The following is a 13,026-nucleotide window of genomic DNA, read 5'->3' as shown; positions in this document are numbered from 1 at the left end:
AAACGGCGTTCACTATGTGCCCAAACGACTCCGGGGAGAGAGCACACATGAAACGCTTTATCGCTGCCGCCTTCGGGCTGGCCTTTCTGACCACGACCGCCCATGCGCAAAACATCGAGCCGACCGAGGACAATATCGTCTACGGCATGGTGTCGGGCGCGGCCATGCTGATGGACCTCTACGTGCCGGACGAGGCGAATGGCGCGTCGGTCATCGTGGTGCCGGGCTCCGGCTGGTATCGGCCCGAAATCTATTCCGCCCCGCAACTCAAGGACCTGTCGGGCTATGATTATGTCCGCAATATCGTCGGCGAGTTGCAGATGAATGGCTATACGGTGTTTGTCATCAATCACCGCTCCTCGCCCGGCAATCGCTTTCCGGCGGCGGTGAATGATACGCGCCGCGCCGTGCGCTATGTGCGGACGATCTCCGAAAGCCTCGGGCTGGACCCGATGCGGATCGCCACTCTGGGCCATTCCTCAGGGGCGAACCTCGCCACCATGGCTGCGCTGATGGATGATGCGCCGGGCGAAGGCGTGGACCCGATTGACCAGACCTCTGCCGCCGTTCAGGCGGTGGTTGGCATCGCCACGCCCTTCATGCTGGCCGGTGATCCGGCCGAGGCGGATTCCTATGCGGCGCAGACCATCACCATGTATACGGGCGTGCCCTATTTCGGGCCGGACAATCATTATCAGGCGGCCCCGCCCATCCACGTGCAAGCCTCCCCGGCCACTTATGTTGATGCCAGTGACCCGCCGCTCTACATGATCGATTCCGCCGATGATCCGGTCGTGCCCATTTCGCAGGGCGATTACATGCTGACCGTTCTGAACGCGGCAGGTGCGCGCTATGAACATGTCCGCACGGATGGCGGTGAGCATAATCCGGAATTTGACGTTGCGGCGATGATTGACTGGCTGGACGGGGTGCTGGGGGAGTAAGTCGTTTATCGAACCCCTCCTTCGAGGCTTACTTCGTTCGCACCTCAGGATGAGGTGGTTTTACCATTACCGGGGTCCCCGGACTTGATCCGGGGATCCATCAATATCTAAAAAGATGGACCCACGGCTTCCCCGATCAGGGTCGAGGACAGGCGAGCCCGAGGGACGCGGAGAATTCATTCACATCCCGAACAGGGCTTTCATTTCGGGGGGCAGGCGTTTGGGACGATGGGTTTCGGCGTCGATGAAGGTCCAGGTGGTCAAGACTCTGGCTGACGGCTTGTCCGCCCCTGCCTTGCGGATGTCGACATGGCGCGGACAGCGCACGCCTTTCACCGGATCGACCCAGGTGCGCAGCTCGACCTCTTCGCCCCGCTTCAATTCACGCAGATAGTCGATCTCGTGGCGCAGAACGACCCAGAGCCCGGCGGCTTGCAGGTCATCTGATGCCACGGCCTGCCAGTGACGCTCGGCCATTTCCCCGGCCCAGCGCAGATAGACCAGATTGTTCACATGCCCCATGAAATCGATGTCGTCTTCTTCCACGGCCTGTGTGTGGAGGAAGGCGGTCTCGAAACTGGTGGCCAGCGCCGTCATTACTTCTTCGGTGCCGAGATGTGGATGGGATGGCCCAGCGCAGCGAGCGCGGCCTCGGCAAAGCCTTCCGTTAGTGTCGGGTGGACATGGACGGTGCCGGCGATGTCTTCCAGACGCGCGCCCATCTCCATGGCCAGCGCAAATTCACCGGAGAGTTCGGAGACATGCTTGCCGACGGCATGAATGCCGAGAATGACGTGGTCGCTTTCGCGCGCCGTGATGCGGATAAAGCCGCCATCGGCGCCGCCTTCCATGGAGAGGTAACGGCCATTCGCGGCGAGCGGGAATTTGCCGGTGATGACGGTCTCACCCTTGTCCTTTGCCTCGTCCGGCGTGACACCCACGCCGACCACTTCCGGATCGGTGAAGCAGACCGCGGCAATGGCGACGGGGTCAAAGGCGGTCTTGTGACCGGCGATGATCTCTGCGACGCGCTCGCCCTGCGCGGTGGCGCGGTGGGCCAGCAGGGGTTCGCCGGTCAGATCGCCCAGCGCATAAACGCCGCGCATGCCGGTTTCGCAGCGCTCATTCACTTTCAGGAATTTGCCGTCACTGGGGATGCCCATCTTGTCCAGACCCCAACCGGTCATGTTCGGCTTGCGGCCCACAGAGACGAGGATGTTGTCGGCTTCCAGACGCTCGGTCTCGCCCTTGGCGGTTTCGAATTCGAGGAAAGTCTTGCCGCCTTCTTCCACCATGCCCCTGGCCTTGCAGGAGGTATGAACGGCAATACCATTCTCTTTCAGCCAGCGGGTGATCGGGCGGGTCAGCTCCTTGTCATAGACGGGCAGGATGCGATCCAGCGCCTCGACGAAGGTGACCTCTGATCCCAGCTTGCGATAGGCAATGCCAAGCTCCAGACCGATATAGCCGCCGCCCACGACGACGAGCTTCTTGGGCAGTTTTTCCAGATCCAGCGCGCCGGTGGAGCCGATGACCTTGCCGCCAAATTTCAGGAAGGGCAGTTCGACCTCGACCGAGCCGGTGGCGAGGATCACATTCTTCGCGGTGATTTTCTGTTTCGAGCCGCCTTCCAGCGTGACGGTGCAGGTCTTGGCGTCCTCAAACTCGGCCCAGCCGGAAATGGACCGGACATTTGCGGCTTTCAGCAAGCCTTCAACACCGCCGGTCAGCTTTCCGACGATTTCGTCTTTCCAGGCGACAAGGCCTTTCATGTCGAGTGTTGGCTTGGCGGAAAGCGAAATCCCCAACGCGGCATTGTTCGCATGGTGGCTCATCTCGTGGAATTTGTCGGCGGCGTGGATGAAGGCCTTGGACGGGATACAGCCGCGATTGAGGCAGGTACCGCCCCAGCCATCCCTGTCGACGATAATGGTGTCCAGCCCCAGCTGGCCCGCGCGGATTGCCGCCGGATACCCACCGGGACCACCGCCCACTACCAATACATCACAGCTCAGATCGCTCATGCCAAAACCCTTGTCCTGATCTCTGGCGAGGGTTTAGCCGGGCCAGCGTTTCAGGGGAAGGGGCGAGGATGCATGGCGGGTATTCGATTTCTTGCCTCCGAGCATCCATAATTCGCATACCTGCCTTGATCTTCACGCGGGGTATTTGCCCTTTTTGCGACATATTTGACGTATAGCTCGCCGCTCCCGATGAGGGCAGGACGCGCTTGCCGCTTTTGCGCGCAGATTTGTCCGCCTTGCTCGGCGGGCAAATCGCCCTACTTTCTACAAGGTCTTAAAGAAGAGGGTCACGCAATGACCTATGAAATCAAGTTTCCGACCACCGGAAATATCGTCGAAGTCCGCCTCAATGGTGCACTGAGCTTCGAAACGTTCCGCGACATGAATGTCGAGCTTTATTATGGGCCCGAATGGCAAACCGGTATGAATATGCTGGCGATCCTTGAGCGCGGTACGGATGTTTCCGCCATTGACAGCAAGGTCTTGCGGACGGAGTTCAAGGCCGAGCTGGAGCGGATGACCGAAGTCCGTGGTCCCGAATTCAAGGTCGCCTGGGTGGCCGAAGATGCGCATAATCTGCCTATTTTGCGCCTGTGGCAGTCCATGCCCTTTGTCCTCGGCGTCTTTGACATCGAGATTTTCGCCGATCGTGATTCAGGCCGCAACTGGCTGGAAGGATTTGAAGCCGACTGGCCAGAACTCCGTCGCCCCGCCTAACCTATTCCAACGGAGCGCATTCTGCGGGCCGGGCGTAGAGCGAGACTGAGTTCACCCATTCACCGCTGTCTTCATCCCGGGCCTGCTCGATGCGTGCCCATTCGCCATTCTCATAGGTTTCAAACCAGATATTACGTTCTGGTACGTCCGGGTAAACCTGCCAGAGATGCAGGCGGCCATCCTCCAATACCTGCTGACGCAGATCGAGAACCTGATTGGTCGCTGTATTGTGCCACGCCGTTTTCCAGATGCCCTCCTCGGCATCCCAGATACGGATATTGATGCCGGCACCGGATGTCTCACGATATCCAAAACCGGGCGCATACCATTCATCAATGATGGACCGGCCTCCCAGACCATAGCGCCCATTCCAGTGAGCGTAATAGGGACGCGGTTCGCCCCAACTTTCGGCTTCAGCATCCCAATCCAGAAACTCGATATCGTAATCACCGACCAGAAAGGCGAACTGGCCAAACTCCTCCGGCATGTCTTCGGCGGGCGATCCGTAATCGCCACACCAACGCACGCCCTCGCCCACGACTTGCGCGTGGACGGTGGTGCTGGCCAACAGTCCGAATGCGAGAATGGAAATTGCGGTTTTCATGATGATCTCCCCGAGTTGTGGAGATCATGCCAAAATTATGCGCGTTGTGGCGTCACGATGGTGTGAGGGGAATGCACGCCATCACGACGGATGATCCCTGCCCGGCCTTTTGCGAATAAATTTGAACGCCACATAGTGCGCGCAAACCACCGCAATTAACGAGATTGGAACCTTGGGCCACTGGACCTCGAAATAGTGAAACGTCGGGTAAAGAAGCAACGGTGCCGTAACGAGAAATGATAGCCCAAGAGCTGCTCCCTGTAGAATTTGGTTTCGATGAAAAGATAGCGTCCGAAATAAAATAACCACGGCTATCGATATCGCCGCCCAAAACGCCTGAATAACACCAATCACTTGATTTGTTACAACTGCATCGCTGGGTAACTCATTCCAGTTTCCGGACATCAGCAGCCAGGTTGCGTGCATCCCCAACAGGATAGCGCCCGCGAATATCACAACCATCAATCCAAGTGCTGTGAGTACAGACCTAATCACGCGTCAGACCTCCCCGACCAACGCTATTGATGAATCGGATTCACGCAAGCAGCATTCCCCCTCCCTTGAGGGAGAGGGGGAGGATGGCTTTCAGTCCTGAAAGTCATCCGCTGGGTGAGGGGGTTGCTGGACGTGCTTCAACGCTCGAAGAGCTTCCGCTACCCGGTCATAGATTCCATCCATGGATTCATGAACTTCCACGTTCCAGAATCGGATCACCGTCCAACCCGCCGCTTCCAGTTTCGCGGAGCGCGCAGCGTCTTCAGCATTGTCGAAATGTTGGCCGCCATCGATCTCAATGACCAGCTTTGCCTCGAAACACGCGAAGTCGGCGATGAAGCCTTCGACCGGTTGCTGGCGCCGGAATTTGAAGCCGAGCGGCCGCTCGCGCAGCATGTTCCATACCTTGCGTTCGGCGTGGGTTGCATCGCGGCGCAATCGGCGGGCCAACGGGGTCAGGGGCTCGGGCATTCGGCAAGCCTAGCACAAAAAGACCCCTCACCCTGACCCTCTCCCTCAAGGGAGAGGGAAATAGCGCCAACTATATAAACAACGTCGCCGGATTCTCCAGATATCCCTTGACGTTCTGGATCAGAACCGCCGCTTCATAGCCGTCGACGATGCGGTGATCGAAGCTGGAGGAGAGGTTCATCAGCTTGCGCGGGACGACGCGGCCGCCGGCATCAAAGCGCGGCAATTCCTGCATCTTGTTGACGCCGATAATGGCGGTTTCCGGCAGGTTGATGACCGGTGTCGTTACCAGACCCCCAATCGCGCCCAGCGAGGTGATGGTGATGGTGGAACCGGAGAGCTCGTCCTTGGTGGCCTTGCCATCGCGGGCAGCTTTGGCCAGTCGACCTAATTCGGACGCGAGCTCCCAGACGTCCAGCGCTTCGGCGTGTTTGATGGTCGGCACCATCAGGCCGTTCGGCGTCGCCGTGGCCACACCGAGATGGACGCCCTCATATTTCGTCAGAACGCCCGCTTCGGTGTCGTAATGCGCGTTCGCCTGCGGTGTTTGTGGCAAAGCCTTGCACAGCGCGGCGGCGAGGAAAGGAATGAGCGTCAGTTTGGGCTGGTCCTCGCGCTTGGTGGCATTCAGATGCGCCCGCAGATCTTCCAGTGCCGTGAGGTCGATTTCCTCGACATAGGCGATGTGCGGGATGGTGGTCTTCGCCTTGACCATATTCTCCGCGATCTTGCGGCGCAGGCCGATGATTTTCTGCTCTTCCACGCCGGTGCGCCGGGTGCGGCCCGCGCCACCCCCACCTGCGCGAGCGGCGAGACGGCCGCCCGAGGCGATGAAGTCATCGAGATCGGTATGCGTAATGCGCCCGGCCGGGCCGGTGCCCGGGACGGTGGCCAGATCGATATCAGCATCCATGGCGCGCTGACGCACGGCCGGGCTGGCCAACGGGCGGTCACCTTCGGCGCGGGCGACGGGTGCGGCAACCTCTTTTCTCCCACCGCTTGCGGGGGGAGTGGCCGGCTCTGCCGGTCGAGGGGGGGAAGGTTCAGCCTTGGCATCTCCCCCCTCCGTCTCGCTTTTGCTCGACACCTCCCCCGCAGGCGGGGGAGGAACATCCTGTTCAGACGGAACCGGCGCGCCACCGGTGTCGATGAAGAGGATTTCGGTGCCGACCGGGATGACATCGCCGGGCTCGCCGACGATCTTCGTCACCGTGCCGTTCACCGCGCACGGTACTTCCACCGTTGCCTTGTCGGTCATCACGTCAAGGATGGGCTGGTCTTCCTCGACCGTGTCGCCGACCTTGATGCGCCATTCGACGATCTCGGCCTCGACCACGCCTTCACCGACATCGGGGAGTTTGTAACGGTATTCAGACATTACTTGGCCTCCATCACGGATTTCAGCGCATTGATAAAGCGTTCCTGCCCCGGGAAATAGGACCATTCATGGGCGTGCGGATAGGGTGTATCCCACCCGGTCACGCGATGGATCGGCGCTTCCAGCGCATAGAAACAGTCTTCCTGGATCTGGGCGGACAACTCGGCAGCGAAACCGGAGGTGCGCGGTGCTTCCTGGCTGACGATGCAGCGGCCGGTCTTTTTCACCGACGCCGTAATCGTGTCGATGTCATAGGGGGTGAGCGTCTTGAGATCGATCACCTCGGCATCGATGCCGGACTTTTCCGCCGCCGACAGGGCGACGTGAACCAGCGTGCCATAGGCGATGACGGTGACATCATTGCCCTCGCGCACGACTTCGGCCTGATCCAGCGGGACGGTATAATGACCTTCCGGCACTTCGCCCTTCGGATGATTGGCCCAGCTGGCGAGTGCGCCATCAGCCTTGCCGTCGAAGGGGCCGTTATACATGCGCTTGGGCTCGAAGAAGACGACCGGGTCGTTATTCTCGATCGAGGCGAGCAGCAGGCCCTTGGCATCATACGGGTTGGACGGGATAACCACGCGCAGACCCGGAACATGCGTGAAAAAGGCTTCCGGGCTCATGGAGTGGGTCTGACCACCCCGGATGCCGCCGCCCCAGGGCGAACGAATGACAATCGGCTGTGTGTACTGGCCGGCGGTGCGATAGCGCAGGCGCGTCATCTCGTTCACGATCTGGTCGATGGCGGGGAAGATATAGTCGGAAAACTGGACTTCCGCGACGGGGCGCAAACCGTTGGCGGCCATGCCGATGGCCATGGCGGCAATCGCGGCTTCGTTGATCGGCGTGTCGAAAGAGCGGTCGAGGCCGTATTTCTCCTGAAGGCCCGCCGTGACGCGGAAAACGCCGCCGAAATAGCCGGCATCCTCGCCAAAGGAGACCACATTCGGGTCTTTTTCCATCGCAATGTCGAGCGCCGAATTGAGCGCCTGGATCATGTTCATCTTGGCCATGGTCTAGACTCCCAGATCCTGACGTTGACGGATCAGGCGCCAGTCCTGTTCCTCGAACACGTCTTCAAAAATGGAGGGTATGGGCGACAAGGGTCCGTCGTGCAGCGTGCCGTGGCTTTCGGCTTCCTTGTAGGATTTCACGACCAGATCATTCAGTTCTTTTTCCAGCGCGTCGTGACGTTCCTCATCCCATTCGCCAAGGCCGATGAGGTGGTTCTTCAGACGCTCGATCGGATCGCCCAGCGGCCAGGCTTTTGCTTCCGTCTTCGGGCGATAGCCGGACGGATCATCCGAGGTCGAATGCGCGTCGGCCCGGTAGGAAAAGTATTCGACAAAGGTCGGTCCGTGGCCTTGGCGTGCGCGCTCTGCAGCCCATTGCATGGCGGCATAGACGGCAAGGAAGTCATTGCCGTCGACGCGCATGGAGGCGATGCCATAGCCCAGACCTTTCAGCGCGAAAGTCGGGGCGTCGCCAATGGCCATATTCTGATGGGTGGAAATGGCAAACTGGTTGTTGACGACGTTCAGAATGACCGGCGCCCGGTAGGTCGAGGCCAGGGTCATCGCGCCGTGGAAATCACCCTCTGCCGTGGTGCCATCGCCGATCCAGCTCGCCGTGACCTGATCATTGCCCTTGTAACGGGCAGCCATCGCCCAGCCGACGGCTTGCGGGAATTGGGTGCCGAGATTGCCGGAAATGGAGAAGAAATTGCCCTCGGCCCAAGTGTAGTGCACCGGCAGCTGACGGCCCTTGAGGTTGTCCTTGCTGTTGGAAATGCAGTGGCACATCATATCGACAATGTCGCGGCCACGCGCAAAAAGAATGCCCTGCTGGCGATAGGACGGGAAGACCATGTCGCTGTCTTTCAGCGCCATGGCACCGGCGACGGCGACCGCCTCTTCGCCAGTTGACTTCATGTAGAAGCTCATCTTGCCCTGACGCTGCAGCTTCTGCATCCGCTCGTCATAGACGCGCGTCAGCATCATGTGGCGCAGACCTTCCCGCAGCACGTCCGGCTTGATCTCCGGATTCCATTCACCGACTGCCTGATGGTTGTGGTCGAGCACACGCACCATGCCCAGCGCCAGATCGGTTGTGTCCCGCCCCGCAACGTCCACGCCGGGGCGTCTGGCCTTGCCGGCATCGGGAATATTCAGATGCGAGAAGTCGGGATCATCACCCGGACGGAAGTTCGGAACAGGAACGCGATAGCGCGGTTCATTGGTCGCCATGGGCACTGCCTCTGATCGAATAGATAATCCGGCGATGGACATATCACCTTTTGCGGGCGGGCCTTAGCGCGGAAAGGCCGTGTTTGTCCACTCACAGGCGCGCCATCGGAAGGCCCGGTACCGGACGATACCGGAACCGGCAATTCCTGAACAATCTGCATCGGCCCGGATATTTCTGGACAGATTACCGCGAGCCTTGCAGGCTGAAGACTAGGGGAGGACGTGATGGATTCTGTGCCGACGCGGGCGCATGGGGAGCCCTTCTTTCTGGCGATGATGCTGGTGCTGGCCGGGCTTGTGGTGGCCGGGTTCGGGCCGAGCTTCTATTTTCCGGATGCGGACAGGAGTGTGTTATCGCCTGCCCTGCAGATTCATGGTGTGATTTTCAGCCTGTGGATGCTGCTGCTGATCACCCAGGCCAGCCTGATACCCACCGGGCGCTATGGTCTTCACAAAGTCATGGGCCTGCTCAGCCTGCCGCTGGCCGCAACCATGATCGTATACGGCTTCATCGCCATCGGCGATGCCTATGCGCGAGGCGTGGATGCCTTCGGCAGTCCGGAACAATTCGTCATCGTACCATTCATGGATATTGCGGGATTTGCCGGCATCTATGCCGCCGGCCTGCTCTTCCGGGGGCGTCCGGCCACGCACAAGCGGCTGATGTTGCTGGCCACCGTCTATGCGATCCTGCCAGCAACCGCGCGAATCGGAGCGGTCTACTTTGCCAATGAATTCATCGGTCTGATTTTACAGATCGTATTGTTTCTGGCCGTCATGGCCTATGATCTTGTATCCCGACGGGCCCTGCATCCCGCAACCCTGATCGTATTCGGTCTGAGCCTGTTGCGGGTCGGTCTGCTGTTCGGCATCGGGCCGAGCGCGGCCTGGGCCGATCTCGTTCGCTCCGTGCTGGGATAGAAAAACCCCGGACCGATTGGCCCGGGGTTTTGTCAATCTGATACGACGAAAACGCTAGTTCATCCGCTCCAGCGCAACCGCCGTAGCTTCGCCGCCACCGATGCAGAGCGAGGCGACGCCCTTGGTCTTGCCGTGCTTTTCCAGCGCGGCGAGCAGCGTCACCATGATGCGGGCACCGGACGCGCCGATCGGGTGACCCATGGCGCAAGCACCGCCATTGACGTTGACGATGTCATGGCTGAGGCCGAGCTCTTTCATGGCGATCATCGGCACGACGGCGAAAGCCTCGTTGATTTCCCAGAGATCAACATCGCCGACCGACCAGCCGGCCTTGTCGAGCACCTTGCGCATGGCCGGAACCGGCGCGGTGGTGAAATAGGCCGGCTCATGGGCATGGGCGGCTGTGGCCACAATTTTGGCGAGCGGCTTCAGACCGCGGCGCTCGGCTTCGGACTGCTTCATCAGGACCAGAGCGGCCGCGCCATCGGAAATGGCCGATGCATTGGCCGCGGTCACGGTGCCGTCCTTCGAGAAGGCCGGGCGCAGACCGGGAATCTTGTCCGGCATGGCCTTGCGCGGCAACTCGTCGGTGTCGACGGTGACGTCACCCTTGCGGGTGGAGATCGTTACCGGTGTGATTTCGCGTTTGAAGTCACCGTCCGTCGTCGCGCGCTGGGCGCGGGCGAGGGTTTCCAGCGCATAGGCGTCCTGCTGTTCACGGGTGAACTGGTATTCGTTGGCGATCATGTCGGCATAGACGCCCATCGCCTTGTGCTCGTAGGCATCCACGAGACCGTCCTGCGCCATGTGATCCTTGATCACATCGTCGCCGTATTTGAAGCCGCCGCGATGGTTCGGCAGCATGTGCGGGGCGTTGGTCATGGATTCCATGCCGCCCGCGACGATGACGGAGGCATCGCCGGCGCTGATCGAGGCCCGGCCCATGATGGCGGCCTGCATGCCGGATCCACACATCTTGTTCAGCGTGGTGGCTTCGACCGATTTCGGCAGACCGGCCTTGATGGCAGCCTGACGCGCAGGGGCCTGCCCCTGACCGGCGGGCAGGACATTGCCCATGTAAATCATCTCGACGTCATCACCGGCGACACCGGCTTCATCGAGGGCGGCTTTCACCGCGATCGCGCCCAGCTCGTTGGCGGACAATGCGGCGAGATCGCCGAGCAGGCCGCCCATCGGGGTGCGGGCCATGCCGACGATGACAATAGGATCTTCCTTGGCACTCATGTTCGATCACTCCTGGGTGGAAGCATGATATGGGAATTGGGGCGCGCATGTGAAAGGCGCGCGGCGCGTTTCGTCAAGCCTTGGCGCAGAGGAAAATGCTGCAGCGCACACAAGGCCCGCGCTGCCTTTCTGCGCAAGCGCCCGAATTTAGCGGCTTTTCCTGCTGTCCCGAACGGGATAAACCCGCACAGGGATCAGGGGAAATACATGTCCAGACATAAAGGTCGGCCAAGCCGGCGATCATTCCTGCGCACGGTTGTGGGCGGAGCCGCCCTGTCCGGGGCCACATCCATCATCAGTGGCGCACATGCCCAGCATGGCAGCTGGAGCGCGGAATATGCCGCCTGCCGCACCGGCGTCACCGACTCCGATGGTGGTGAAGAAGCCGATCCGGTCGGCAATGGCCGCGGCACCGGCATTACCGACAGCGATAGCGGGACGGAAGCCGATCGCGGCGGATATGGTCAAGGCACCGGCGTCACCGACGAGGATTCCGGCGAAAGCGCCGACCGCGCAGGCTATGGCCGCGGAGCGCGCACCTATACCGACCGCGATCGTGGTGCGCATGCCGACCCGGCCGGAGAAGGACGCGGACCGGTGCGTGTGACCGATACCGATACCGGATTTGGCTCCGACCCGATCGGGCGCGGACAGGGTGGTGACCGGATCAGAGCGGCGTCCAGCCGTCCCTGCCCGGAAACCGAACCCCAAACGGACGGAGACCGGTAATGGCCACGACCACAATCGTCTCTGACCCGTCTCTCTCGGAAATCACGGCGCCTTCCGCCGCAAGGCTGGAAGGCATCGACTTTGCCCGCGCCATGGCCTTCCTCGGCATGATGATGGTGAATTTCCATATCTATATCCACAATGCCGACACAGACCCCGCCTGGATGACGCAACTGGCCAGCCTGTTTTCCGGCCGGGCGGCAGCGACCTTTGTCTTCATCGCCGGGGTCGGCACGGCATTGCTCACGGCGCGCTGGCGGCGGACGCGGGATGTGGCCGACCGGCGAGCGGCGCGTCTGTCGCTGCTCAAGCGCGGCCTCTTTCTCTTTATCGTCGGCGTCTCTTTCCGCGCCCAATGGCCCTATGACATCCTGCATTTCTACGGCGTGTTTCTGGGGCTGGCGGCGCTGGTCTTTACACTGCACGCCCGCTGGCTGGTGGCGCTGGCGATTGCCACGACGCTGGGCTTTGTGGCGCTCTACCTGTTTCTGCCGCCCGCTTTCGGCATAGATTACTGGGAAAGCCCCAGCTTTCACGAACCGGGGGCGGCGCTGCGCGATGTGTTCTTTACGGGCCACCATCCCGCCTTTCCGTGGTTTGCCTATTTCCTGACCGGACTGGCGGTCGGGCAAATCGACCTGCACAAATCGTCCAATCACTGGAAGCTGCTGATCGGCGGTATCCTGCTGATCGCTCTGGCCAAGGCGATCAAGTTTGCGGCGCTGGATCTCAATTATATCAAGCTCGTACCGGTGGAAGAATGGGGCTATGCCCTGCCCTATATCGCCGATCTGTTCGGCTCGTCCGCATATCCGCCGACGCCGCTCTATGTGATGTTCGGCCTCGGCGTCGGCTTCATCGTGCTGTCCCTATCGCTGATGCTCTGCGCGTCGGACGCCCGGCGCAAATTCGTGCAGCCCGTCATCTATGCCGGACAAATGGCGCTGACTCTCTATCTCGGCCACGTCTTTATCGGCGTCACCGGGATTGAATGGTTCCTGCCGCGCGAAATGGAGTCGATCTTCTGGCTCTATGGTATCGTCATCGCCTTCTTCATCGCGTCGGTGGTCTTCGCTTCGATCTGGCGGCGCTATCACTCGCGGGGACCGGTGGAGTGGGCGATGCGGCGACTGGTGGATTGACACGAGCCTCTTTGCTGCTGCGCCTTCTTCTCCCCCTGCCTTGCGGGGAGTGTCCCGAAGGGACGAGGGGGGCGAACGTCGAAATGCGAAGGGCGTTTGTCATCTGC

The 13,026-nt window shown here is 60.7% G+C and carries 14 protein-coding genes; 5 read left to right on the top strand and 9 right to left on the bottom strand.

The window, feature by feature from the left end; all coding sequences use genetic code 11:
- Positions 1-47 precede the first annotated feature (47 nt).
- Entirely contained in the window at positions 48-944 is an 897-nt protein-coding gene (locus HXX25_RS01490) for an alpha/beta hydrolase (protein ID WP_187166776.1), read from the top strand.
- 180 nt (positions 945-1,124) lie between these two features.
- On the opposite strand, the gene HXX25_RS01485 is transcribed toward HXX25_RS01490, so the two are convergent.
- Both HXX25_RS01485 and lpdA read right to left on the bottom strand, forming a co-directional pair.
- Positions 1,125-1,541, bottom strand: a complete 417-nt coding sequence (locus HXX25_RS01485; protein WP_187166775.1) for a thioesterase family protein — start codon at positions 1,539-1,541, stop codon at positions 1,125-1,127.
- A complete protein-coding gene (gene lpdA, locus HXX25_RS01480) occupies positions 1,541-2,968 on the bottom strand; it encodes a dihydrolipoyl dehydrogenase (protein ID WP_187166774.1) in 1,428 nt (475 codons plus the stop codon). The genes HXX25_RS01485 and lpdA overlap by 1 nt, the downstream gene beginning before the upstream one ends.
- Positions 2,969-3,262: 294 nt before the next feature.
- Between lpdA and HXX25_RS01475 the strand changes: the two genes are divergently transcribed.
- A complete protein-coding gene (locus HXX25_RS01475) occupies positions 3,263-3,685 on the top strand; it encodes a hypothetical protein (RefSeq protein WP_187166773.1) in 423 nt (140 codons plus the stop codon).
- A gap of 1 nt (position 3,686) precedes the next feature.
- Here the strand turns inward: HXX25_RS01475 and HXX25_RS01470 are convergent, their stop codons facing one another.
- The 6 genes from HXX25_RS01470 to HXX25_RS01445 all read right to left on the bottom strand — a co-directional run bounded on the left by HXX25_RS01470 (position 3,687) and on the right by HXX25_RS01445 (position 8,882).
- The gene (locus HXX25_RS01470; protein WP_187166772.1) at positions 3,687-4,289 is read right to left on the bottom strand and encodes a hypothetical protein; all 603 of its coding nucleotides are present in this window, start codon (positions 4,287-4,289) and stop codon (positions 3,687-3,689) included.
- A gap of 81 nt (positions 4,290-4,370) precedes the next feature.
- Positions 4,371-4,751: a hypothetical protein gene (locus HXX25_RS01465; RefSeq protein ID WP_187166771.1), complete on the bottom strand. Its 381-nt coding sequence runs from the start codon at positions 4,749-4,751 to the stop codon at positions 4,371-4,373.
- Between the two features lie 123 nt (positions 4,752-4,874).
- Positions 4,875-5,255: an endonuclease domain-containing protein gene (locus HXX25_RS01460; RefSeq protein ID WP_187166770.1), complete on the bottom strand. Its 381-nt coding sequence runs from the start codon at positions 5,253-5,255 to the stop codon at positions 4,875-4,877.
- Between the two features lie 70 nt (positions 5,256-5,325).
- The gene (locus HXX25_RS01455; protein WP_187166769.1) at positions 5,326-6,633 is read right to left on the bottom strand and encodes a dihydrolipoamide acetyltransferase family protein; all 1,308 of its coding nucleotides are present in this window, start codon (positions 6,631-6,633) and stop codon (positions 5,326-5,328) included.
- Positions 6,633-7,649, bottom strand: a complete 1,017-nt coding sequence (locus HXX25_RS01450; protein ID WP_187166768.1) for an alpha-ketoacid dehydrogenase subunit beta — start codon at positions 7,647-7,649, stop codon at positions 6,633-6,635. Before HXX25_RS01450 ends, HXX25_RS01455 begins: the two co-directional genes overlap by 1 nt.
- Positions 7,650-7,652: 3 nt before the next feature.
- A complete protein-coding gene (locus HXX25_RS01445; protein ID WP_187166767.1) occupies positions 7,653-8,882 on the bottom strand; it encodes a thiamine pyrophosphate-dependent enzyme in 1,230 nt (409 codons plus the stop codon).
- 225 nt (positions 8,883-9,107) lie between these two features.
- Here HXX25_RS01445 and HXX25_RS01440 point away from each other — a divergent pair, with 225 nt between their 5' ends.
- On the top strand, positions 9,108-9,803 hold the full coding sequence (locus HXX25_RS01440; protein ID WP_187166766.1) for a hypothetical protein: 696 nt from the start codon (positions 9,108-9,110) through the stop codon (positions 9,801-9,803).
- 54 nt (positions 9,804-9,857) lie between these two features.
- Here HXX25_RS01440 and HXX25_RS01435 read toward each other — a convergent pair whose 3' ends face one another.
- On the bottom strand, positions 9,858-11,048 hold the full coding sequence (locus HXX25_RS01435) for a thiolase family protein (protein WP_187166765.1): 1,191 nt from the start codon (positions 11,046-11,048) through the stop codon (positions 9,858-9,860).
- Positions 11,049-11,255: 207 nt separating this feature from the next.
- Between HXX25_RS01435 and HXX25_RS01430 the strand changes: the two genes are divergently transcribed.
- Entirely contained in the window at positions 11,256-11,777 is a 522-nt protein-coding gene (locus tag HXX25_RS01430; protein ID WP_187166764.1) for a hypothetical protein, read from the top strand.
- Entirely contained in the window at positions 11,777-12,919 is a 1,143-nt protein-coding gene (locus HXX25_RS01425; protein ID WP_187166763.1) for a DUF418 domain-containing protein, read from the top strand. Before HXX25_RS01430 ends, HXX25_RS01425 begins: the two co-directional genes overlap by 1 nt.
- Positions 12,920-13,026 lie beyond the last annotated feature (107 nt).

Source organism: Hyphobacterium sp. CCMP332 (assembly GCF_014323565.1).
In the GTDB taxonomy this organism is placed as follows: domain Bacteria; phylum Pseudomonadota; class Alphaproteobacteria; order Caulobacterales; family Maricaulaceae; genus Hyphobacterium.
The sequence above is the reverse complement of the archived record's forward strand: the minus strand, read 5'-3'. Positions and strand labels throughout refer to the sequence as shown.

What these genes read in the sequence shown, in the direction of transcription:
- lpdA (WP_187166774.1), bottom strand. Translation starts at nt 2,968, where the DNA reads ATGAGCGATCTGAGCTGTGATGTATTGGTAGTGGGCGGTGGTCCCGGT.
- HXX25_RS01445 (WP_187166767.1), bottom strand. Translation starts at nt 8,882, where the DNA reads ATGGCGACCAATGAACCGCGCTATCGCGTTCCTGTTCCGAACTTCCGT.
- HXX25_RS01425 (WP_187166763.1), top strand. Translation starts at nt 11,777, where the DNA reads ATGGCCACGACCACAATCGTCTCTGACCCGTCTCTCTCGGAAATCACG.
- HXX25_RS01460 (WP_187166770.1), bottom strand. Translation starts at nt 5,255, where the DNA reads ATGCCCGAGCCCCTGACCCCGTTGGCCCGCCGATTGCGCCGCGATGCA.
- HXX25_RS01455 (WP_187166769.1), bottom strand. Translation starts at nt 6,633, where the DNA reads ATGTCTGAATACCGTTACAAACTCCCCGATGTCGGTGAAGGCGTGGTC.
- HXX25_RS01470 (WP_187166772.1), bottom strand. Translation starts at nt 4,289, where the DNA reads ATGAAAACCGCAATTTCCATTCTCGCATTCGGACTGTTGGCCAGCACC.
- HXX25_RS01485 (WP_187166775.1), bottom strand. Translation starts at nt 1,541, where the DNA reads ATGACGGCGCTGGCCACCAGTTTCGAGACCGCCTTCCTCCACACACAG.
- HXX25_RS01490 (WP_187166776.1), top strand. Translation starts at nt 48, where the DNA reads ATGAAACGCTTTATCGCTGCCGCCTTCGGGCTGGCCTTTCTGACCACG.
- HXX25_RS01435 (WP_187166765.1), bottom strand. Translation starts at nt 11,048, where the DNA reads ATGAGTGCCAAGGAAGATCCTATTGTCATCGTCGGCATGGCCCGCACC.
- HXX25_RS01450 (WP_187166768.1), bottom strand. Translation starts at nt 7,649, where the DNA reads ATGGCCAAGATGAACATGATCCAGGCGCTCAATTCGGCGCTCGACATT.
- HXX25_RS01430 (WP_187166764.1), top strand. Translation starts at nt 11,256, where the DNA reads ATGTCCAGACATAAAGGTCGGCCAAGCCGGCGATCATTCCTGCGCACG.
- HXX25_RS01465 (WP_187166771.1), bottom strand. Translation starts at nt 4,751, where the DNA reads ATGGTTGTGATATTCGCGGGCGCTATCCTGTTGGGGATGCACGCAACC.
- HXX25_RS01440 (WP_187166766.1), top strand. Translation starts at nt 9,108, where the DNA reads ATGGATTCTGTGCCGACGCGGGCGCATGGGGAGCCCTTCTTTCTGGCG.
- HXX25_RS01475 (WP_187166773.1), top strand. Translation starts at nt 3,263, where the DNA reads ATGACCTATGAAATCAAGTTTCCGACCACCGGAAATATCGTCGAAGTC.